Source organism: Flavobacterium beibuense (assembly GCF_004151245.1).
GTDB lineage: Bacteria > Bacteroidota > Bacteroidia > Flavobacteriales > Flavobacteriaceae > Flavobacterium > Flavobacterium beibuense_A.
The window spans coordinates 141,531-162,004 of sequence record NZ_JUIW01000011.1; the positions used below are offsets into that span (position 1 = coordinate 141,531).

Here is a 20,474-nt window from a genome sequence, read left to right on the forward strand (position 1 = left end):
AAAAAATTTATCAATTTTAAGGGAATTCTTTGTTAAATCCCGAAAACATTTACAGCATTTTGTGTTGTAATTCGGGCTATTTCTTCTACCGGAAGATTATAAATAAGGGCCAGTTTTTGGGCTACCAAAAGCGTATAACTACTCTCATTCCTTTTCCCTCTGTGCGGTACAGGTGCCAGATAAGGCGAATCGGTTTCCAATACTATATGTTCTAAAGGTATCTCGTTTAAAAACTGGTCTATCTTCCCATTCTTAAAGGTTGCCACTCCGCCAATACCAAGTTTCATGTTGTATGATATTGCTTTTTGTGCCTGCTCAAAGTCGCCCGTAAAACAATGGAATATCCCAAACAAGTCATCTCCCTTTTCGCTTTCAAGCACTTCAAAAACCTCATCAAAAGCATCCCTGCAATGTATGTTAATAGGCAGGTTGTATTTTTTTGCCAACTGGATCTGATGCTTAAAAGCATACTGCTGTTGCTTTAGGGTAGACTTGTCCCAATACAAATCGATACCTATCTCACCCACGGCGGCAAACTTACGTTTGGCAAGTTCGCGTTCAACATGCGCCAGCTCCTCTTCATAATTCTCCTTCACATAAGTAGGATGAAGCCCCATCATCAGGAAAACATTCTCCGGATACTTAGCCTCCAGATCATACATAGCCTGCGTATACGATGAATCTATTGACGGAACAAACAAACGTTTCACTCCGGCATCAAAAGCACGTTGTATCATCTGGTCGCGGTCATCACTAAACTCTTCGCTGTATAAATGGGTATGTGTATCTGTAAGTATCATCATTATTAGTTTGGGATGCAAAATTACAAAGCCTTAGCGTTTTTACCTTAATAATATTATATTTTAAAGTATTTTTGGGATCAATCAAAAAAACATGGAGAATATACACCTCACATTAAAAGAAAAAGGCTACAAACGCATAAAATTTAAAATATCTAAAACGCAGCACCTACTGGTAAAAGGAAAAATAAACGGTGTTGAAGGCAATTTTATATTAGATACCGGCGCTTCTAACAGCTGCGTGGATTTTAAGGACATAGAACGTTTTGAACTTTTCGCTAAAGATTCCGACACAAAAGCAGCCGGTGCCGGCGGTACAGGGATGATTACCCAAACATCGGTAAAAAACACCCTAAAGCTTGGCCGATGGACCGATAAGAATTTCGGTTTGGTAATTTTTGACATGTCTCATGTAAATGAGGCCTTAAGACAATACAAGGCAAAGCCCGTACAGGGTATTTTAGGCGCCGATATTTTAATGAAAGGCAAAGCCATAATTGATTATTACAACCATTGTGTTTACTTAAAATCAAAGTAATACATCACTACAGTATATTAAATCCCACTCAAATCGTGGGGATTTTTTTTTACCATTACAACCATCTGCATACATTCCCGCATCTTTATTAATAGTAAGGCTAATATTTAATAAAAGTCACATCTCAGGAAAAACTAACAACTACTACTATACGTATACAAAAACAGTAATGTTTTTATATACACCAGCCCTGTAATGCAATACAGGGCTTTTTTGTTTTACAACTATTCATTAACTTTTTAGCATCTTTATTAATAACCAATCAACCAAAAACATGAAAAAATTACTACTATTATTATTGGGCAGTATCGCTTACGCTCAGCCAAATATGGGCACTCCTAATGATTTATCGGCCTGTGATGATGATTTAGACTCGTTCACAGCATTCAACCTTACCTTAAACAACGACCCGGTACTTAACGGATTGGACAGCAATGCCTATACAGTAAGCTACCATGAAACCGAAATGGATGCAGTTTATAATCTTAACGCCATTGTAAACCCGGTAAGCTATACCAACCTTGTATCTTCTACACAAACTATCTATGTAAGGTTAACCGAAAATGCAGACTCATCAAACTATGACGTTGCATATTTTACAATAAATGTAGCAAACGCACCTGTTTTTAGTATTAGCGACGGTACCATTTGTGTAGAATACAACACAGATGAAGTTATTGATGGATATACTTTAGATACATCACTTAACATGCAGAACTATACATTTGCATGGTTTAAAGATGGGGTTATTATTGATGACGCAAACATGAGTACGTATACTGCTACAACAGAGGGCCATTATGAGGTAATGGTTACAGATGCAGTTAACGGCTGCAGCACAACCGAGGGAGCCGATATTACTATATCCGGACCAGCTGCTTTGTTGGGAGAAGGTACATTACTTTCAGATTCTCAAAACATAGTTATACCTGTAAATGGTTATGGCGAATATAATTACGGTATTGATGAAGGGCCTATGCAGGCAGAGAACTATTTTACCGATTTGGAATTAGGAACACATACAGGATATGTGTATGACTTAAACGGGTGTGGAACCTTAACTTTTGAATTTGAAATTACCATCCCTAATCCACCTACAGGAGAATCTGAACAATACTTTACAGAAGGCCAAACGCTTGCTGATATAGAAGTGGAAGGTGAAAATATTTTATGGTATGCAAACGATATTTTTACTACCGATGATGCTATGGATACGAATGATGAAGAGACACCTCTTCCTGCAAACACAGCACTTGCTAATGAGACCATTTATTATGCAACACAAACCATAAACGACTCGGAAAGCTTTTATCGTTTACCTGTAAAAGTGTATACTACACTATCAAACCAGGAGCAGGCATTTAAAAACCTGACTTACTACCCTAACCCGGTAAGAAATATACTTACATTAAGCAATGCTAACGAAATTAGCAAGGTAGAAGCTTATAATCTGTTAGGCCAAAAGGTACTTGCTAAAGATTTTAGCACTACAGAAGCACAAGTTGACATAAGCTCTCTTGAAGCCGGGATTTACCTTCTAAAGGTTACATCTCAGGAAAAACTAACAACTACTATACGTATACAAAAACAGTAATGCTTTTATATACAACTAAAGCCCTGCAATGCAGGGCTTTTTTTTCTTATTCCAACCATTTATATACCTTTTAGCATCTTTATTAATAGATAGATAACACATATCTGTCTGCTTATAAACAAACTGCTATTATTATACGTATACAAAAACTGCCAAATGTTTTTTATGCACTTAAACCCCACACTTTTACGTGGGGTTTTATTTTTTATATCCTGAAACTTTTTTCTGTATATTGTGCACCCAAACCAAACAACTCATTAACCATGAAAAAAACACTTATGCTGGCTTTGTTCAGCTTATTCGCAATCGCTTTTAGTTCGTGCACAGGAGAAGACGACAGCCCTTCTCAGGGAGGTTCTGTAAAGTTTAAACTTGACGGCACACAAAAAGAACATGTTATTTGTATTGTAGTTGAAACCGAAGTACAGCCAAATGAATACATCCTGACACTTACTTCATCTAATACAGAAGAAACAGGAGTATTTCGTTATGAAATACCACCGGGTGTTACGGGAAATGTAACTCCTGAATTTATGGCTTATCAACTTACCAATAAGGTAATGGTTGCTAATGAAGGTGAATATCAAACTAACGTATCCGTTAACAGTAACGGGCACCTTAAAGGGACTTTCTCAGGAACTTTTAGAAGCAACCTTGCCAATGATGACGAATTCATAACTATTACCGACGGTGAATTTGACGTTCATTACTAAACGTTTTATTTCAAAATAAAAAAAGCCCCACTTAACAGTGGGGCTTTTTACTTTTATACTGACTTGTTATTAAAGTTCTAACGCTTTTCTTGCATTACCGTCCATAAGCAGTTCTACCGGATTTTCTAATCCTTCTTTAACTGCTACAAGGAAACCTACCGACTCACGTCCATCGATGATTCTGTGGTCATAAGAAAGAGCCACATACATCATTGGGTGAATCTCAACCTTACCGTCTACAGCAATAGGACGCTCAATGATATTGTGCATGCCAAGGATACCTGACTGTGGAGGGTTGATGATAGGCGTAGATAACATACTACCGAATACACCACCGTTTGTAATAGTAAATGTACCGCCTGTCATATCATCTACAGTAATTTGTCCGTCACGTGCACGAAGTGCAAGACGCTTAATTTCTGCCTCAATACCACGGAAAGTTAATGCTTCTGCATTTCTTACTACCGGTACCATTAGCCCTTTAGGACCTGATACTGCAATAGAAACATCTACAAAATCATAAGAAACTTTATAGTCTCCGTCCATCATAGAGTTTACATCCGGATATAATTGTAATGCTCTTACAACAGCTTTAGTAAAGAATGACATAAAGCCAAGGCTTACACCAGCATGTTTAGCTTTAAATTCATCTTTAAACTCATTACGCACTTTGTTGATTGGCGTCATGTTTACCTCGTTGAAAGTAGTAAGCATCGCTGTTTCGTTCTTAGCCGAAACAAGACGCTCTGCCACTTTTCTTCTAAGCATAGACAGTTTAGTACGCTCAGAGCCACGGCTACCACCTGTAGGAGTACCCATAGAAGCTTTAGCGTTTACCGCATCGTCTTTTGTTATTCTGCCACCTTTACCTGTACCAGATACAGTTTCAGGGTCTATATTTTTCTCGTCTAATATTTTTCTTGCAGCCGGAGAAGGTGTTCCTGTAGCATACGTTTTCTCTGCAGGAGCTTCTTTTTTAGGCTCTTCTTTTTTCTCTTCCGCTTTTGGAGCTTCTTCTTTTTTCTCCTCTTTAGCAGGAGCAGCACCTTCCGGTTTTGCAGCACCAGTATCTATAAGGCAAACCACCTGGCCTACAGCCACAGCGTCTCCTTCTTCTGCTTTAAGTGTTATAATACCACTTGCTTCTGCAGGCAGTTCTAGTGTTGCTTTATCTGAATCAACTTCGGCAATAGCCTGGTCCTTTTCTACATAATCCCCGTCTTTTACCAGCCATGTTGCAATCTCAACTTCTGTTATCGATTCCCCCGGTGAAGGAACTTTCATTTCTAAAATCATGTCAGTATAATTTTATATTTGCGTTGTTGTTAACTATTGAAAATCAAAAATACGATTAATTAAATAAATCTTTATCAAAAACCATTGCTATAGCAGCGGCATGACGTTTTTTAGCACGTGTATAACTACCTGCGGCAGGAGCACTGTATGCTTTTAATGAAGCTACCCTGAATTTAACCTCAGTAAAGTTCATTAGCATATAGCTGTAAGCACCCATGTTTCTTGGTTCTTCTTGTGCCCATACATAATCATCGGCATTAGAGTACTTGGCAATAACCGCTTTTAAATGCTCTATCGGTAACGGGAACAGCTGCTCCAGCCTCACAAAGGCTACGTCGTCACGGCCCAGGTTCTCTCTCTCAGCTACCAGATCGTAATAGAATTTACCTGTACAGAATACAAGTGTTTTTACTTTTTTAGTATCTGCGATCGGATCGTCAAGTACTTCCTGGAATGTACCTTCTGCAAGCTCATCTACAGATGATACTGCTGCAGGATGGCGTAGTAAACTCTTAGGAGTGAACACGATAAGCGGTTTTCTGAATGTAGTTTTCATCTGTCTTCTTAACAAATGGAAGAAGTTAGCAGGTGTAGTACAGTCAGCAATATACATATTGTGGTTAGCACATAGCTGCAGGTAACGCTCCATACGTGCAGAAGAGTGTTCTGCACCCTGGCCTTCATACCCGTGAGGAAGCAACATAACAAGTCCGTTCTGGTTGTTCCATTTATCCTCAGCAGCAGAAATGTACTGGTCAATCATAATTTGTGCACCGTTTGAGAAGTCACCAAACTGTGCTTCCCAAATGGTTAATGTTTTAGGGCTTGCAAGGGCATAACCATAATCAAAACCTACAACACCATACTCAGAAAGCAGTGAGTTGTAGATATGAAGTTTACCCTTTTGCTCTTTTAATGAGTTAAGAAGTATTACTTCTTCTTCAGAGTCCTCTACCTTAACAACAGCATGACGGTGAGAGAAAGTACCTCTTTCCACATCCTGTCCTGAAAGGCGAACATCATAACCCTCAGTTATAAGCGATCCGTAAGCTAAAAGCTCACCCATAGCCCAGTCAAGCTTATCCGTATCAAAATACATTGTTTTACGGTCGTTGATAAGCTTTTGTATCTTACTGATGAATTTCTTATCAGACGGAAGCTCTGTTATAACCTTAGCAATATCTGTAAGCATCTCTTTAGAGAATGCTGTATTTACTTTTTGAAGCATTTGCTCCTCTGAAGCCTGAGAGAAACCTTCCCACTCGTTTTGCATAAACGGAGTGATTATAGTAAGATCTTTTTTCCTTGAAGCCTCAAGATTTTCTTCAAGTACCGCTTTGTATTCGGTTTCAAGCTCTTTTACATACCCGTCTTCAATAACACCTGCTTTTAAAAGCTCTGCTGCATAAAGATCCCTAGGGTTTTTATGCTTCGCGATAATCTTATAAAGTTTAGGCTGCGTGAAACGAGGCTCATCACCTTCGTTATGTCCGTACTTTCTGTAACCTAAAAGGTCGATAAATACGTCTCCGCCAAATGTCATTCTGTAATCAAGCGCAAAAAGCATTGCGTGTACCACTGCCTCTACATCGTCTGCATTTACGTGAAGTACCGGAGAAAGGGTAACCTTAGCAATATCGGTACAGTAAGTAGACGAACGCGCATCGTGGTAGTTAGTGGTAAAACCAACCTGGTTGTTTATTACAAGGTGAATAGTACCTCCGGTTTTGTAACCGTCAAGCTTAGCCATCTGTACAATTTCATATACAATACCCTGGCCGGCAACGGCAGCATCTCCGTGAAGTGCTATAGGTAGTACCTTAGAGTTATCTTCAGGGTAATACTTATCCTGTTTTGCTCTTGCAATACCTTCTATAACCGCACCTACAGTTTCAAGGTGCGAAGGGTTTGGAGCAAGGTTTATGTTAATACTTTTACCTGTTCTTGTTTTCTTATCAGCAGTTAAGCCAAGGTGGTATTTTACGTCACCGTCAAACAGGGCATCGTCGTCATAATCCTTACCGTCAAACTCACTGAAAATATCTGAAGTAGACTTGCCAAAAATATTAGCAAGCACGTTTAGGCGACCCCTGTGTGCCATACCCATTACAAACTGCTCTACGCCTTTTTCGGCAGCAGCCTCAACAAGTGCATCAAGTGCCGGTATTAACGACTCACCACCTTCTAGCGAGAAACGTTTTTGACCCACATATTTTGTATGCAGGAAGTTCTCAAAAGAAACCGCTTCGTTAAGTTTTAAAAGGATATGTTTTTTAGCCTCTGTAGAGAAGTTAGGCTGATTTTCGTTAACATCAAGCCTGTCCTGAATCCATTTTCTTACTTCAGGATCACGGATGTACATATACTCCACACCTATATGCTGGCAGTACACCTTTGTAAGGTGGTCTACAATTTGCCTAAGTGTAGAAGGCTGCATGTTAATTTCTTTGGCCGCGTCAAATACCGTATCTAAATCAGCGTTTGAAAGGCCAAAGTTCTCAAGGTCCAGTGTTGGAGTAAACGACCTTCTCTCCCTAACCGGATTGGTTTTGGTAAAAAGGTGCCCTCTTGTCCTGTAACCTTCAATAAGGTTAAGTACCTTAAATTCTTTTTGTACCTTTTCAGGAACCCCTGAATAGTCTGGCACTACGGCACCGTTTTGTTGCGGTACGGCCTCAAAGAAACCTGAACCGTAATCTGAACTGGCAAAGTCAAAACCCTGGAAAAAGCTTCTCCAGCTTGGCTCTACACTATCCGGATTTTCTATATATTGCTCGTATAAATCTGCAAAAAAAGCAGTATGTGCTGCGTTTAAAAAGGAAAACCTGTCCATACTAATGTCTTTATGACCTGTGTGTGTTTAAAAAAATTTATGCAAAAGTACAATATTTGTAATAATCTTTCAGTGTTTTTCATATATTTATGATTATAAATTCTTAGCCCTTACCAACATGAAATCAGGTATTTTCACTTTTTTAACAAAATCAGGCATAGCAATCGCTTTCTGCTTGTGTTTTCTTTCTGCCAATGCGCAGAATAATAGTGATTTTTGGAGTAAGGTTCGCTTTGGGGGTGCCATAGGTGCATCCTTTGGCAACAATTACACTGATGTAATGATTGCTCCAGGAGCACTGTATGAGGTAAACCAGTACTATGGCGTGGGTTTATCGGTACAGGGAAGCTACATTCAACAAAGGGATATTTATGATTCATGGATGTATGGGGGCTCTATAATTAACGTTTTTAACCCGATACCGCAAATCCAGCTTTCTGCCGAACTGGAACAGCTTAGGGTTAACCTTGATTTTGATGACAGGTTTACAGAAATTTATGGTAATCAGGACAGGGATTTTTGGAATACAGCCCTGTTTTTGGGAGCCGGTTACCGTACACAAAATGTCACCATAGGCATTCGCTACAATGTATTGTTTGATGACAACGATTATGTTTACAGCGACTCCTGGATGCCGTTTATAAGGGTTTATTTTTAAACACAATGATTTAAATCCCAAATTACTATAATGAAGAAATATTTAATTCTCATAGCGATAACTATATTTCTAATCGGTTGTAATAAAAGAGAACCTAAACCACTAAAAGCAGCAAAACCTAATGCTCAAAAATTACTTAAGCCGGGAGAGTGGATAAGCGAGATTGATTCAATGTCTGGAATAAGCATTCGAGAAGACAGGTTAGCATTTTTCAAGGATATGAAATTCACATCAGACAAAGTTTACGAGTATGAACTTATAGACTCTGTCTACATATCCTCTAATACTGAAAATAAAGTTGGAGAATATCTAACAATACACAAACCTAAAGACACTCTTCGTTATAAAATCATATCTAAATCTGAAAATAGTTTGACTTTAAAAATAGGCAATCAAAACGAAACCTTCAACATTAAGAGGAAGCCTTAAGAATATCAATATTTATCCTAACAAGATACACCTCCCTTTTAAAACCTGTTCCTAAACCATACCTTTTGCCATTCCCTTTTTAGTATCAGGAATGCAACCTGCTCGGCAAGTTCACTAAGGTCGCCTCCATTAAGGCTTTTTATTTCTTTTTCAGGAACATCAATAATATAAAGGAGGTTAAGATATTCCCCAAACTTATGCTGGATAAGTCGGTATATCTTCTCGTGTAACCCCACTTTAAGATTTATGGGGCTAATGGTAATTTCAAAATCCACAGGCTCATTGGCCAGTGTAAAATCTTTATTTACCTGCTCTACCAACTTAACATAGAGCTGCTCTTTCTGGGCTTCAGAAAGTAATAAATCGGTATTTGCAGGCGCTATATACATTATACTTTGCGTTGCATCAGGTTTTCACCAAAAGCTCTAAGCATGGCTTTCTTATTTTCTTCAATATCCAGTTGGGCTAGAGTATCAAATGCTTTATGTGTATACTCCTCTATAGCCTTTCTGGTTTCGGCATCAGCACCCGATGTGGTAAAAATATTTTTTACAAGTTCTATTTTTTCGGCACTGTCTACCGGCTGCATACTAAACAGTTCTGTTAACTGCTTCCTACTTGTGTCATCTGCTTTTTGAAGCGCTTTTAGGTATAGGTATGTTTTTTTGTTTTCTATAATATCCCCACCTACCTGCTTACCAAACGTGGCAGGATCGCCAAAAGCATCAAGGTAATCGTCCTGAAGCTGGAAAGCTATACCAAGGTTTAACCCGAAATCGTATATCAAGTCGCAGTTCTCAACAGAAGTTTTTGCCACTATACCACCCATTTTCATGGCTGCTGCTACAAGTACCGCTGTTTTGTATTCTATCATTTTAAGATACTCCGGTATAGTAACATCATTCCTTTCCTCAAAATCCACATCCCATTGCTGACCTTCACATACCTCAAGCGCGGTTTTGCTAAAAAGCTTAGCAAGCGAACGGAAAGTTTCCGGCTCATATTCCTCAAAATAACGGTAAGCCATTATAAGCATAGCATCGCCCGATAGTATTCCCGTGTTTATATTCCATTTTTCATGAACGGTCTCGTTACCGCGCCTAAGCGGGGCATCGTCCATAATATCATCATGTACCAGGGAGAAATTATGAAAAATTTCCACTGCAACAGCCGCAGGCAATGCTTCACGGCAATCGGCATTAAATATTTCGGCAGACATCAGCGTTAAAACCGGACGCATTCTTTTACCTCCTAACGATAAAATATATTTTACTGGCTCATAAAGATTTACCGGATCTTTTACTACCTGAAGTGTATTGAAATAATCTGAAATTACCTGCTGATAATGCCCTATTTGCTGCATGAATATTTTTTTTGCTAAAGTAAATCCTTTAGGCTTTTTTACCAAGCATTATTTTCTGCACTAAAAAAATAACGTAAAAACTTTGGAAACTTTTTTGGTATTAAAAGTTTCCTTTATACATTTGCCTCAATTTTAAAGGATTAATGAGAGAGACTATTTTAAATAAAGCAATGGAAATGTTTCTTGCCTATGGCTTTAAGAGCGTTACCATGGACGATATTGCAAACGAACTGGGCATATCCAAAAAAACGATATACCAGCACTTTGCCAATAAGAACGACCTGGTAGAGGCAAGTACCGACTATCTGTTTCAAACAGTATCGTGCGGTATAGACAACATTAGGGAGCAGGGTAAAAACTCCATTGAGGAGATTTTTATCATCCGTAGTTTTATGATGCAGCAGTTAAATAACGAAAGTGCCTCTCCGTTTTATCAGCTGCAAAAGTTTTTCCCAAAAATATTCTCATGCCTTCGTGCCAAACAGTTTGAAAAGATGAATGGCTGCATGAGAGAAAACCTGGCTAAAGGCATAGAACACGGCCTGTACAGACCGGATATCGATATAAACTTTATATCCAGAATGTATTTTACAGGATTAACCGGTATTAAGGATGGTGATGTTTTTCCTACAGATCAGTTTAATGCATACGACCTTACACAAAAATTCTTAGAATATCATTTAAGAGCTATAGCTACGCAAAAGGGTGTAAAAATACTGGAAGACCTTATTAAATCTCCTTAACAAAATTTTAACATATTTATTTGTTACAAACCCGCTACTTTTGCGTTAACAAAAATGTCAAACAAAAAAGTTAAACAAAAATGTCAACACAAGAACTGGATATAGATACTGAAGAGTTGATAAAAGAGACTGCCAAAAAGATATTTTTTGGTGAAGGCCGTTTTAAAGCCACTACACAGGAAATTGCAGATGCTGCCGGAGTAAACAGGACATTAATAAACTACTATTTCAGATCAAGGGACAATCTTTTTGAAATTGTTTTTGAGGATGCACAGAAAAAAGAAAAGGATATGGGAGAGCAAATCATTTTTTCTGACCTGCCTTTTCATCAAAAGATAGAAAAATACCTGGACCTGTTTTTTGAGCAGGCCAAAAAATATCCTTACCTGGAAATTTATATGGTTACCCAAATGAATCAGGGCAGCTGTTTTAAAGATTCTGAAGCCATGAACAGAATGCTGGATAAGTTTTATCTGGAAATAGCACTGGAAATGGAAAAAGGCAATATCCATAAAATGAGACCGGAGCAGTTTCTTCTAAACATGATATCACTTACTTCGTTCCCGGTTTCCATGAGGCCATTACTTCAGGAAAACATGGGGATAAGCGACGAATCTTATGACGCCATTATAGATGAGCGTAAAGAAATAATAATGAATACCCTTTTTAAATAAATACATCAATCAATTAATCACAGTTAGGTATGAGGAAAATCATCACTTATTTTAACAACAAAACCTTAAAATGTTTTGTTGCAGCAATGATTCTCTTAGCAGCACCGGCCATACAGGCACAGGATGAAACACAAAATTTCTCCTTTACCCTTAACGAAGCCATACAGCATGCCCTTGAGTATAACCGCACGGTTATAAACTCTGAAAGAGATATCGCCGCAGCAAACAAGAAAAAATGGGAAACCATTGCTACAGGTTTGCCGCAAATTAGTGCCAGCGGTAATTATCAGTACAATTTTGAGCTACAGAAAAACGTTGTCCCGGCCGAATTCTTTGGCGGCAATCCGGGAGAATTTGTAGAAGTGGCATTTGGCACTAAACACTCTGTTGATGCCAGGGCTACACTAAACCAGCTTATTTTTGACGGAAGTTATATAGTAGGCCTTAAAGCTGCTAAAGTATATTTAGCCTACTACGAAAACTCAAAGCAAAAAACAGACATCGAAGTAAAGGAGCAGGTAATTAATGCATACGGAAATGTGTTGCTACTACAGGAAAGCGTTGCTATTCTTGAAAAAAACAAAGCTACATTACAAAAGAATTACACAGAAACAAACGAAAGTTATAAGAACGGACTTTCGGAAGAAGAAGATGTAGAGCAGATTTCCATTACACTTGCAAAAATTGACAGCTCACTTAAAAATGCTGTAAGGCTTAGCGACATCTCGCTTAACATGCTTAAGATAATATTAGGTATAGAACTTAATGATGAACTGGTACTTACCGATAAACTGGAAAGCCTAACCGAGGAAAATCTAGACCTGAGTATTGCTGCAGAAGAGTTTAACGTGGAGCAAAACATAGACTATAAGTTAGGTAAAATCAACACTATTCAACAAGAGCTGTTGATGAAACAGGAAAAAAGCAAGGCTCTGCCTACCCTTTCAACAAATCTGGCTTTTGGTTACAATGGTTTTAATAACGATTTTAGCTTTTTCCAGAGCAATCAACAATGGCTTAATTACTCTTACTTAGGTGTTAGTCTTAATGTGCCTATTTTCAGCAGCCTTCAAAGAAGTGCAAGAACGCAACAGGCTAAAATAGCTTTAGAGCAGGCAAGAACGCAACAGGAAGAGCTTGAGCAAAATCTTAAGTTAAGATATCAGCAGGCTAAAAGTGAATATGAGTACAGTATAGAAGAATACTTTACATCTAAAAACAACTTAAGATTAGCCGAGCGTATAGAAAACAAACAACAAATAAAGTTTAAGGAAGGTTTGTCCAGCAGCTTTGAGTTTACTGAGGCTCAGCGTCAGCTTTATGCTGCACAACAGGATTATTTAGATTCTATGACCCAAGTGATAGATAAAAGGGCAGCCCTTGAAAAACTAACCGCACAATAAAACACCCTAAAAATTAAAAAGATGAAAAAATTAGTATATATATCTGCGTTTTCACTCCTTCTTTTTTCATGCGGAGAGAAAAAACTAAACGTTGATGAAGTTGTAAAATCTAACGACATCGATAAGATAAGGCAAGCACGTGAAGAGGTGCATGCCGATTATGAAGTACTTGCTGCCCAACTTGCAAAAATTGATGCTGCAATCGATTCGCTTGACCCTAACAGAAGTAGGATATTGGTTAGAACAATAGCAGTTAAAGACACCACATTTACCCACTTTATAGAAATACAGGGTAATGTAGACACTAAACAAAACATACTTATATACCCGGAATTTTCTGGCATACTGCAACAGCTTAATGTAAAAGCGGGGCAAAGAGTATCTAAAGGTCAGGTTCTTGCAAGAATAGACGATGGCGGAGTAAGCGCACAGGTTGCTCAGGCACAGGCGCAGCTAGATTTAGCCCAAACGACTTTTGAGAGACAAAAAAGGCTTTGGGATCAAAAAATAGGTAGCGAAATACAGTACCTACAAGCCAAAACATCATTAGAGAGTCAGCAAAAAGTAGTAGCCCAGTTACAATCGCAATTAAACAAGACTGTAGTTAGAGCCCCGTTCTCCGGTACTATAGACGAGGTTATGACCGAAAAAGGTAAAGTAGTAAGTCCTGGCCAGGAACTGTTCAGGATAGTAAACCTTGGTGACATGTATGTATCGGCTACAGTGCCTGAAACTTACCTAAGCCAGATTAAACTTGGTGCTCCTGTAGAGGTACGCCTTAATGCAATAGGCAAAACTTACAAAGGTAAAGTACGCCAGATAGGTAACTACATCAATCCTAACAACAGGACATTTGGTATTGAGGTAGCACTTCCTAATCCTGAAAACCTATTACGCCCTAATCAGGTTGCGGTACTTAAAATAGAAGATTACAAAACCGATAAAGCACTATTGCTTCCTGAAAACATCATACAGCAAAAAGCAGGCGGAAGACTTGTAGTTTATACTGTAAACAAATCAGATAAGGATGAAGTAAAAGCTGTTGAGCAGGAAGTAAAAACAGGTTATACTTCTGATGGTTATGTGGAAATCAAATCGGGTATAACTACCGGAGAAGAAATTATTACAGACGGAGCCAAGAGTATTAAAGACGGTTCAGTCGTAGAAATTATTAAGTAAGCATAACTCATAATACAACCAACATGAGTAAAAAAATAGAAAAAAGTTTCGGCATGTCCACCTGGGCCATAAACAACAAGATGACAGTATATGTTATCACGGCCATTATATTTTTGGGTGGACTTATCTCCTACTATTCCATGCCAAGGGAAAGCTTCCCTGAAATTAAGGAGACCAAGATATATGTAAGCTCAATAAACCCCGGCAACTCGGCCGAAGATGTTGAAAAGCTTATAACAAAACCACTGGAAGATGAGTTTAACAACATATCTGGGGTAACAAAAATTACCTCAAATACGCTGGAAGACTACTCGATGATATTAGTGGAATTTGATGAGGATATTACTGTAGAAGACGCTAAGCAAAAAGTTAAGGATAAAGTTGACAAAGTTAAAGCGGATACCGAATGGCCTACCCTGGATGGGGGTGCTAAAGTTGAGCCTAACACATTTGACCTTAATATTGCAGAAGAGTTCCCTATACTAAACGTGAACCTTACCGGTGACTTTACTTCAGAAAAATTAAAAGAGTTTGCCGAATATCTTGAAGACCGTATTGAGAGGCTTCCGCAAATTAAGGAAGCTGCCATTCGCGGTGCCGAAGATAAAGAGGTTGAAATTGCAGTAGACATTTATAAAATGGCTGCTGCACAGGTTAGCTTTGACGACATTATTAATGCCGTAAAGTTTGAAAACAAAACCATATCAGGCGGTAGTGTAACCCGCGACGGTATTAAAAAGAACATAAGGGTAATTGGTGAAATAGATGCCCCTGCACAGCTTGAAAACATTATTGTTAAGCACCAGGACGGTAAAGTATACCTTAGGGACATAGCTACCGTAACATTTAAGGAAAAGGAAAGAACAACCTATGCCCGTGAATACGGTAAGCCGGTTGTTATGCTTGACATTAAAAAGCGAAGCGGTAAAAACATGGTTGAAGCCGTAGACGGTGTTAAGGCAATTATCGATAAAGCTCAGGCTAATTATTTCCCTAAAGGACTTAACATTACTTATGCTAACGACCAGTCTTCAAGAACTATTGCTCAGGTAGACGACCTTGTAAACAACATTATCTTTGGTGTGGTACTGGTGGTTGTGGTACTAATGTTTTTCCTTGGCTTGCGTAATGCCTTATTCGTAGGTATCGCTATCCCGTTATCAATGTTCATGTCATACATGATACTTGCCTCATTAGGTATCACGCTTAATACCATGGTGCTTTTTGCGCTGGTAATGGGTCTGGGGATGCTTGTGGATAATGGTATTGTGGTTGTGGAAAACGTATACTCGCTCATGAGTCAGGGTATGTCGCGCAAAAAAGCGGCTATAGAAGGTATTGGAGAAATTGCATGGCCTATTATCGCCTCTACAGCAACTACCCTTGCGGCCTTCTTCCCTCTTGGTTTATGGCCGGGCACCATGGGTAAATTCATGATCTATTTCCCAATGACGTTATCTATTGTATTAGGTTCATCACTGTTTGTGGCATTGGTAATTAACGCCATGCTTACTTCCGACTTTATGAGGCTGGAAGAAAAAGAGATGCCTAAAAAGAGAATGATAATACTAAGCCTTATTATAGGTATTATAGGTGCAGTTACATTAATAGGCGGGTTTGCAACAGGCTCCGGTGCATTAAAAGGTATGGGTAACCTAATGTTATTCTTTGTAATAATGATGTGGATTTACAAATACTTCCTGCTTAAGCGTATGGACAAATTCCAAAGGAACAGTCTTGTATGGCTTGAAAACAAATACAAAAGTTTCCTTGACTTTGCCCTTTCAGGTTATAAGCCCCGTCTTTTCTTTATAGGAACCTTCATTTTATTAATACTTTCCTTTGTTGCTGTAGGTGTTTCTCAACCAAATGTATTGTTTTTCCCGGAAAACCAGCCTAACCAGATAATGGTTTACATTGAGTTCCCCGAAGGTACCGATATTAAAAAGACCGATGCCTTTACTAAAATAATAGAGGAAAAAGTATACAAGATTGCCAACAAGTATGTAGAAGACGGCAGCAATTATATGGTAGAAAGCGCCATAGCACAAGTTGGTCAGGGAGCAGGTAATCCACAAACCGAAGGCGGGTCGGAAAACGACATGCCTCACAGAGGCAAGGTAACCCTTACTATGACCGAGTTTAAATATCGTAAAGGCAAAAATAGCCAGGACGTAATGGACGAGATAAGGGAAGTAGTTAAAGGTTATGCCGGTGTATCGGTTATTGTGGAAAAAGAGCAGAACGGACCTCCGGCTGGTTATCCTATCAACATAGAGATTACCGGAGAGGACTACAACCAGATGCTTGCGGAAGCCGAAAAGATGAAAACTTTTATAAACGGTAAAAATATTGCCGGTATAGAAGAGCTTAAAATAGATGTAAACAAACAAAAGCCGGGTGTAGATATCCAGGTGGATATAGACAAGGCCGGGCAGTTAGGTATTACATCAGGTCAGGTAGGGCAAACTTTAAGAAGATCGGTTTACGGGGAGAAAATCTCTACTTATAAAGAAGGTAAAGACGATTATGAAATTAACGTAAGACTTGAGGAAAATCAGCGTAATGATAACAACATACTGTATAACCAGCCTATTACCTTCAGGAACCAGGCTACAGGTAAACTGGTACAGGTGCCTATCTCTGCTATTACAGAAGCTGAAAATTCAGTAACCTTTAATACTATTAAAAGAAAGAACCTTAAAAGGATTATTACAGTATACTCTAACGTAACCACAGGTTATAACGGTAACATTATCGTGGAAAGGATTAAAAAAGAACTTTCTGACTATAAAATGCCGAGCGAAATAACCTATTCCTTTACAGGAGAGCAGGAAGAGCAGTCTAAAAACATGGTCTTCCTTGTAAAAGCACTTTTAATTGCTTTAGGTGGTATTGTACTTATTCTTGTGGCACAGTTTAACTCGGTATCAAAACCGGTTATCATTATGATGTCGGTAGTATTGAGTTTTGGAGGGGTATTCTTTGGCATGGTATTCTTTGGCGACGACTTCGTAATTATTATGACCATGATGGGTATTATATCGTTAGCAGGTATTGTGGTAAACAACGCCATTGTACTTATTGACTATACCCAACTCCTTATAGACCGTAAACTGGCCGAAAAAGGGATGGACAAAGATGAACTGCTTACAAAAGAGGAATACAGAGATCTTATTGTAGAAGGTGGTCGCAGCCGTTTAAGACCGGTACTATTAACGGCTATTACAACCGTATTGGGACTTGTACCGCTTGCAATAGGACTGAACATAGACTTCTTTAATTTATTTATTGAGTACAATCCTAAGATTTATCTGGGTGGTGATAACGTAATCTTTTGGGGTCCATTGGCAAAAACAGTAATCTACGGACTTATATTTGCCACTTTCCTTACCCTGGTAATTGTTCCGGTTATGTTCTTCATGCTTCAGAAAATAAAAATCAGACTTAAAAAACAATCTGTCCACCATTAATACTCTATATATATTTATCTTAAAAGGGCCAATTTGTATGAATTGGCCCTTTTTTTTGTCCTCCCCTATCCAAAAAACAACTGAAAACGCTGAAGATTTACAAACAGAAACTCATAATTTTTTAAATCCTGATAAAAAAAGGGCTAATTTTTTACTTATAATTAATCTAAATAAAGCATTTTTAATTTTATTTAGAATAATTAAAAATAATTTGGTTTCTATTTGACTGCCTTATAATTTTGTTGCCGATAAAATAAACACCATCTAACAATGAATATCTCTATACTAAAAAAAGCACTGTTTAGCCTAATGCTAATCTGTACAGCGGTAGCAACTGCACAGGAACGCGGCAAAATAAACGGTAAAATTACCTTGAGCGGCAATACACCTGCCGAAAACATTACGGTGGTTCTTAAGGGAACTGCTTTTTCATCGATTACAAACACTCAGGGTAATTACGAAATTAAAAATGTAAAACCGGGTAACTATGTACTTCGTGTTTCTGCAATAGGTATTGTGCCTGTTGAAGAAAACATCACTCTGGCAGCCGGACAAATCATTACAAAAGACTTTACCCTTGCCGAAAGCCAGGAAGAGCTTGATGAAATTATAATAGAAGGTAAAGGAAACAAATTTGCCCGTACTGAAAGTGTAACTGTTTCTAAAATGCCTTTAAAAGATATTGAAAACCCACAGGTTTACAATGTAATCACATCAGAACTATTAAAAGAACAGGTAGTAACCAACTTTGATGACGCCCTTAAAAACGCTCCCGGTATTGATAAATTATGGGAATCTACAGGACGTGGCGGAGACGGTGCAGGTTACTTCTCTTTAAGAGGTTTTGCTGTACAGCCAACAATGGTTAATGGTTTACCGTCTATAACAAACGGAAGTCCCGATCCTGCAAATATAGAGAGTATTGAAGTTATCAAAGGACCGTCAGGAACTTTATATGGTAGTAGCCTAATATCATACGGAGGTTTAATTAACATCACTACTAAAAAACCATATAACTATTTTGGCGGAAATATTTCCTACACTGCAGGAACATACGGCCTTAATAGATTTACTGTTGATATAAATACTCCTCTTAATGAAGATAAAAGCGTTTTAATGCGATTAAATGCTGCTTATCATACTGAAAACAGCTTTCAGGATGCAGGGTTTAAAAAATCACTATTTGTAGCTCCTTCATTATCATATAAAGTAAATGACAGGTTATCATTTCTTGTAAATACTGAGTTTTATAACGGAAGTAGTACTAATCAGCCTATGCTTTTCCTTGACAGGGGTGCAGAACTTAGGGTACATGATATGAATGAATTTAAATATGACAATAAACGTTCATATACAGGAAACGATTTATATATAGAGACTCCTACATTCAATATACAGGGACAGATGAATTATAAATTATCTGAAGAATGGATGTCACAAACTGTATTTTCTAGAACCTCTGCTAAATCAGACGGTTATTATTCATACCTATATGAGGGTACACAATATACTCCTGTAACTGAAGGTGTTGTTCTAAGCCGTTATATCAGTAAGCAAAACTCTGAGACTTACGGAACAGACATTCAGCAAAACTTTATGGGCGATTTTGAAATTGCCGGATTAAGAAACAGAATGGTGGTAGGCCTAGATTACTTTAACCGAAATGTAGTTAACAACAGCTCACCTTATGTTGGTAATGGTTTGATTTATATTGGCAGTAACCTACAGCAGTTTAATGAACTTGTACTAGGCAATACAGATCCAGACACTTTTGTTGATGAAACGGGCGTACTTACCCAAGCAGGGACAGATGCGTTACTGGCTAACGGAACTATAAATCCTGCTAAAACTAAAGAAGAAATTTACAGTGCCTATGCTTCTGATGTTATAAACTTTACCCCTGCCCTTTCGGCAATGGTTAGCTTAAGGTTAGATCATTTTTCAAACAAAGGAAATCTTAGTACTACGGCAGATGATTTTAATCAAACAACACTTTCTCCTAAATTTGGTTTAGTATACCAGCCTATTCTTAATAAAGTAGCCCTTTTTGCAAATTATCTTAACGGTTTTTCTAATACTGCACCTACTAACGACAGGATTAATGAAATTGATATTCCAAGAACTTTTGGACCTGAACATGCTAATCAGTTTGAAGCAGGAGCTAAACTTAACTTAAATAACAAGCTTACTGCCACATTGAGTTACTACAATATTATTGTTAAAGATGCTGTTTACTCTATAACTACAGAAAATCTTGGCGAAGATCCTGATGATCCTTCTGATAATTTACTTGATGACATTAGAAACTACCAAAATGGTGAGCAAAAAAGCCAGGGCTTTGAAGTTAGTGTAACAGCTACACCTGTAAAAGGGCTAAATATTATAGCAGGATATAGCTACAACGACAGTAAATTAACAAAAGGAGATGTAGACTTTGTAGGCAGAAGGCCAGAAAGTGCAGGCCCGCAAAACTTAGCTAATGCATGGGCAAGTTATAGATTTACAAACGGTAAACTAAATGGATTCGGACTTGGATTTGGAGGTAACTATGCCAGTGAGAATAAGATTTTCAACAGAAATCTGGGCGGTAGTTTCACACTTCCGGAGTATACTGTGTTAAACGGTTCTGTTTTCTATAATACAGATGCTTTTACTATAACATTTAAACTTGATAACATTACTAATAAAGATTATTACAAAGGCTGGTCTACAATCAGTCCGCAAAAGCCAAGAATTTTCTCGGCAAACGTAACTTATAATTTCTAAGAGTAAACTAAA

Annotated in this window: 16 protein-coding genes; 11 read left to right on the forward strand and 5 right to left on the reverse strand. The window is 38.1% G+C overall.

What is annotated here, in order from left to right:
• Window positions 1-32: 32 nt before the first annotated feature.
• The gene (locus NU09_RS15405; RefSeq protein WP_129752247.1) at window positions 33-800 is read right to left on the reverse strand and encodes a TatD family hydrolase; all 768 of its coding nucleotides are present in this window, start codon (window positions 798-800) and stop codon (window positions 33-35) included.
• A 94-nt stretch (window positions 801-894) separates the two neighbouring features.
• Here NU09_RS15405 and NU09_RS15410 point away from each other — a divergent pair, with 94 nt between their 5' ends.
• From NU09_RS15410 to NU09_RS15420, 3 genes are all read left to right on the forward strand, one after another.
• The gene (locus NU09_RS15410; RefSeq protein ID WP_129752199.1) at window positions 895-1,338 is read left to right on the forward strand and encodes a retropepsin-like aspartic protease; all 444 of its coding nucleotides are present in this window, start codon (window positions 895-897) and stop codon (window positions 1,336-1,338) included.
• 274 nt (window positions 1,339-1,612) lie between these two features.
• Window positions 1,613-2,932, forward strand: coding sequence for a T9SS type A sorting domain-containing protein (locus NU09_RS15415; protein ID WP_129752200.1), 1,320 nt, complete (start codon window positions 1,613-1,615; stop codon window positions 2,930-2,932).
• Window positions 2,933-3,195: 263 nt separating this feature from the next.
• On the forward strand, window positions 3,196-3,645 hold the full coding sequence (locus NU09_RS15420) for a hypothetical protein (RefSeq protein ID WP_129752201.1): 450 nt from the start codon (window positions 3,196-3,198) through the stop codon (window positions 3,643-3,645).
• 69 nt (window positions 3,646-3,714) lie between these two features.
• Here NU09_RS15420 and odhB read toward each other — a convergent pair whose 3' ends face one another.
• The gene (gene odhB, locus NU09_RS15425; RefSeq protein WP_129752202.1) at window positions 3,715-4,941 is read right to left on the reverse strand and encodes a 2-oxoglutarate dehydrogenase complex dihydrolipoyllysine-residue succinyltransferase; all 1,227 of its coding nucleotides are present in this window, start codon (window positions 4,939-4,941) and stop codon (window positions 3,715-3,717) included.
• 55 nt (window positions 4,942-4,996) lie between these two features.
• Complete coding sequence (locus tag NU09_RS15430; RefSeq protein ID WP_129752203.1) at window positions 4,997-7,774, reverse strand: 2-oxoglutarate dehydrogenase E1 component; 2,778 nt, start codon at window positions 7,772-7,774, stop codon at window positions 4,997-4,999.
• A 118-nt stretch (window positions 7,775-7,892) separates the two neighbouring features.
• On the opposite strand from NU09_RS15430, the gene NU09_RS15435 reads away from it, so the two are divergent.
• Together NU09_RS15435 and NU09_RS15440 are read left to right on the forward strand one after the other, a co-directional pair.
• Window positions 7,893-8,432, forward strand: a complete 540-nt coding sequence (locus NU09_RS15435; protein WP_129752204.1) for a hypothetical protein — start codon at window positions 7,893-7,895, stop codon at window positions 8,430-8,432.
• Window positions 8,433-8,462: 30 nt separating this feature from the next.
• Window positions 8,463-8,861: a hypothetical protein gene (locus NU09_RS15440; RefSeq protein WP_129752205.1), complete on the forward strand. Its 399-nt coding sequence runs from the start codon at window positions 8,463-8,465 to the stop codon at window positions 8,859-8,861.
• 38 nt (window positions 8,862-8,899) lie between these two features.
• Here the strand turns inward: NU09_RS15440 and NU09_RS15445 are convergent, their stop codons facing one another.
• The gene (locus tag NU09_RS15445; RefSeq protein WP_129752206.1) at window positions 8,900-9,250 is read right to left on the reverse strand and encodes a hypothetical protein; all 351 of its coding nucleotides are present in this window, start codon (window positions 9,248-9,250) and stop codon (window positions 8,900-8,902) included.
• Window positions 9,250-10,224: a polyprenyl synthetase family protein gene (locus NU09_RS15450; RefSeq protein ID WP_129752207.1), complete on the reverse strand. Its 975-nt coding sequence runs from the start codon at window positions 10,222-10,224 to the stop codon at window positions 9,250-9,252. Before NU09_RS15450 ends, NU09_RS15445 begins: the two co-directional genes overlap by 1 nt.
• 143 nt (window positions 10,225-10,367) lie before the next feature.
• Between NU09_RS15450 and NU09_RS15455 the strand changes: the two genes are divergently transcribed.
• The 6 genes from NU09_RS15455 (at window position 10,368) to NU09_RS15480 (ending at window position 20,462) form a co-directional block, all read left to right on the forward strand.
• The gene (locus NU09_RS15455) at window positions 10,368-10,967 is read left to right on the forward strand and encodes a TetR/AcrR family transcriptional regulator (RefSeq protein WP_129752208.1); all 600 of its coding nucleotides are present in this window, start codon (window positions 10,368-10,370) and stop codon (window positions 10,965-10,967) included.
• A gap of 80 nt (window positions 10,968-11,047) precedes the next feature.
• The gene (locus NU09_RS15460) at window positions 11,048-11,641 is read left to right on the forward strand and encodes a TetR/AcrR family transcriptional regulator (RefSeq protein ID WP_129752209.1); all 594 of its coding nucleotides are present in this window, start codon (window positions 11,048-11,050) and stop codon (window positions 11,639-11,641) included.
• A gap of 29 nt (window positions 11,642-11,670) precedes the next feature.
• Window positions 11,671-13,044, forward strand: coding sequence for a TolC family protein (locus tag NU09_RS15465; protein WP_242501890.1), 1,374 nt, complete (start codon window positions 11,671-11,673; stop codon window positions 13,042-13,044).
• A gap of 21 nt (window positions 13,045-13,065) precedes the next feature.
• Window positions 13,066-14,223: an efflux RND transporter periplasmic adaptor subunit gene (locus NU09_RS15470; protein WP_129752210.1), complete on the forward strand. Its 1,158-nt coding sequence runs from the start codon at window positions 13,066-13,068 to the stop codon at window positions 14,221-14,223.
• A gap of 23 nt (window positions 14,224-14,246) precedes the next feature.
• Window positions 14,247-17,696 (forward strand): efflux RND transporter permease subunit, encoded by a 3,450-nt coding sequence (locus NU09_RS15475; protein WP_129752211.1) that lies wholly within the window; start codon window positions 14,247-14,249, stop codon window positions 17,694-17,696.
• Window positions 17,697-17,966: 270 nt separating this feature from the next.
• Entirely contained in the window at window positions 17,967-20,462 is a 2,496-nt protein-coding gene (locus tag NU09_RS15480) for a TonB-dependent receptor (RefSeq protein ID WP_242501891.1), read from the forward strand.
• The last annotated feature ends 12 nt before the right edge of the window (window positions 20,463-20,474 follow it).

Coding starts and splice junctions, on each gene's coding strand:
- NU09_RS15450 (WP_129752207.1), bottom strand. CDS start 10,224: ATGCAGCAAATAGGGCATTATCAGCAGGTAATTTCAGATTATTTCAAT.
- NU09_RS15480 (WP_242501891.1), top strand. CDS start 17,967: ATGAATATCTCTATACTAAAAAAAGCACTGTTTAGCCTAATGCTAATC.
- odhB (WP_129752202.1), bottom strand. CDS start 4,941: ATGATTTTAGAAATGAAAGTTCCTTCACCGGGGGAATCGATAACAGAA.
- NU09_RS15430 (WP_129752203.1), bottom strand. CDS start 7,774: ATGGACAGGTTTTCCTTTTTAAACGCAGCACATACTGCTTTTTTTGCA.
- NU09_RS15470 (WP_129752210.1), top strand. CDS start 13,066: ATGAAAAAATTAGTATATATATCTGCGTTTTCACTCCTTCTTTTTTCA.
- NU09_RS15435 (WP_129752204.1), top strand. CDS start 7,893: ATGAAATCAGGTATTTTCACTTTTTTAACAAAATCAGGCATAGCAATC.
- NU09_RS15455 (WP_129752208.1), top strand. CDS start 10,368: ATGAGAGAGACTATTTTAAATAAAGCAATGGAAATGTTTCTTGCCTAT.
- NU09_RS15420 (WP_129752201.1), top strand. CDS start 3,196: ATGAAAAAAACACTTATGCTGGCTTTGTTCAGCTTATTCGCAATCGCT.
- NU09_RS15410 (WP_129752199.1), top strand. CDS start 895: ATGGAGAATATACACCTCACATTAAAAGAAAAAGGCTACAAACGCATA.
- NU09_RS15415 (WP_129752200.1), top strand. CDS start 1,613: ATGAAAAAATTACTACTATTATTATTGGGCAGTATCGCTTACGCTCAG.
- NU09_RS15460 (WP_129752209.1), top strand. CDS start 11,048: ATGTCAACACAAGAACTGGATATAGATACTGAAGAGTTGATAAAAGAG.
- NU09_RS15445 (WP_129752206.1), bottom strand. CDS start 9,250: ATGTATATAGCGCCTGCAAATACCGATTTATTACTTTCTGAAGCCCAG.
- NU09_RS15440 (WP_129752205.1), top strand. CDS start 8,463: ATGAAGAAATATTTAATTCTCATAGCGATAACTATATTTCTAATCGGT.
- NU09_RS15405 (WP_129752247.1), bottom strand. CDS start 800: ATGATACTTACAGATACACATACCCATTTATACAGCGAAGAGTTTAGT.
- NU09_RS15465 (WP_242501890.1), top strand. CDS start 11,671: ATGAGGAAAATCATCACTTATTTTAACAACAAAACCTTAAAATGTTTT.
- NU09_RS15475 (WP_129752211.1), top strand. CDS start 14,247: ATGAGTAAAAAAATAGAAAAAAGTTTCGGCATGTCCACCTGGGCCATA.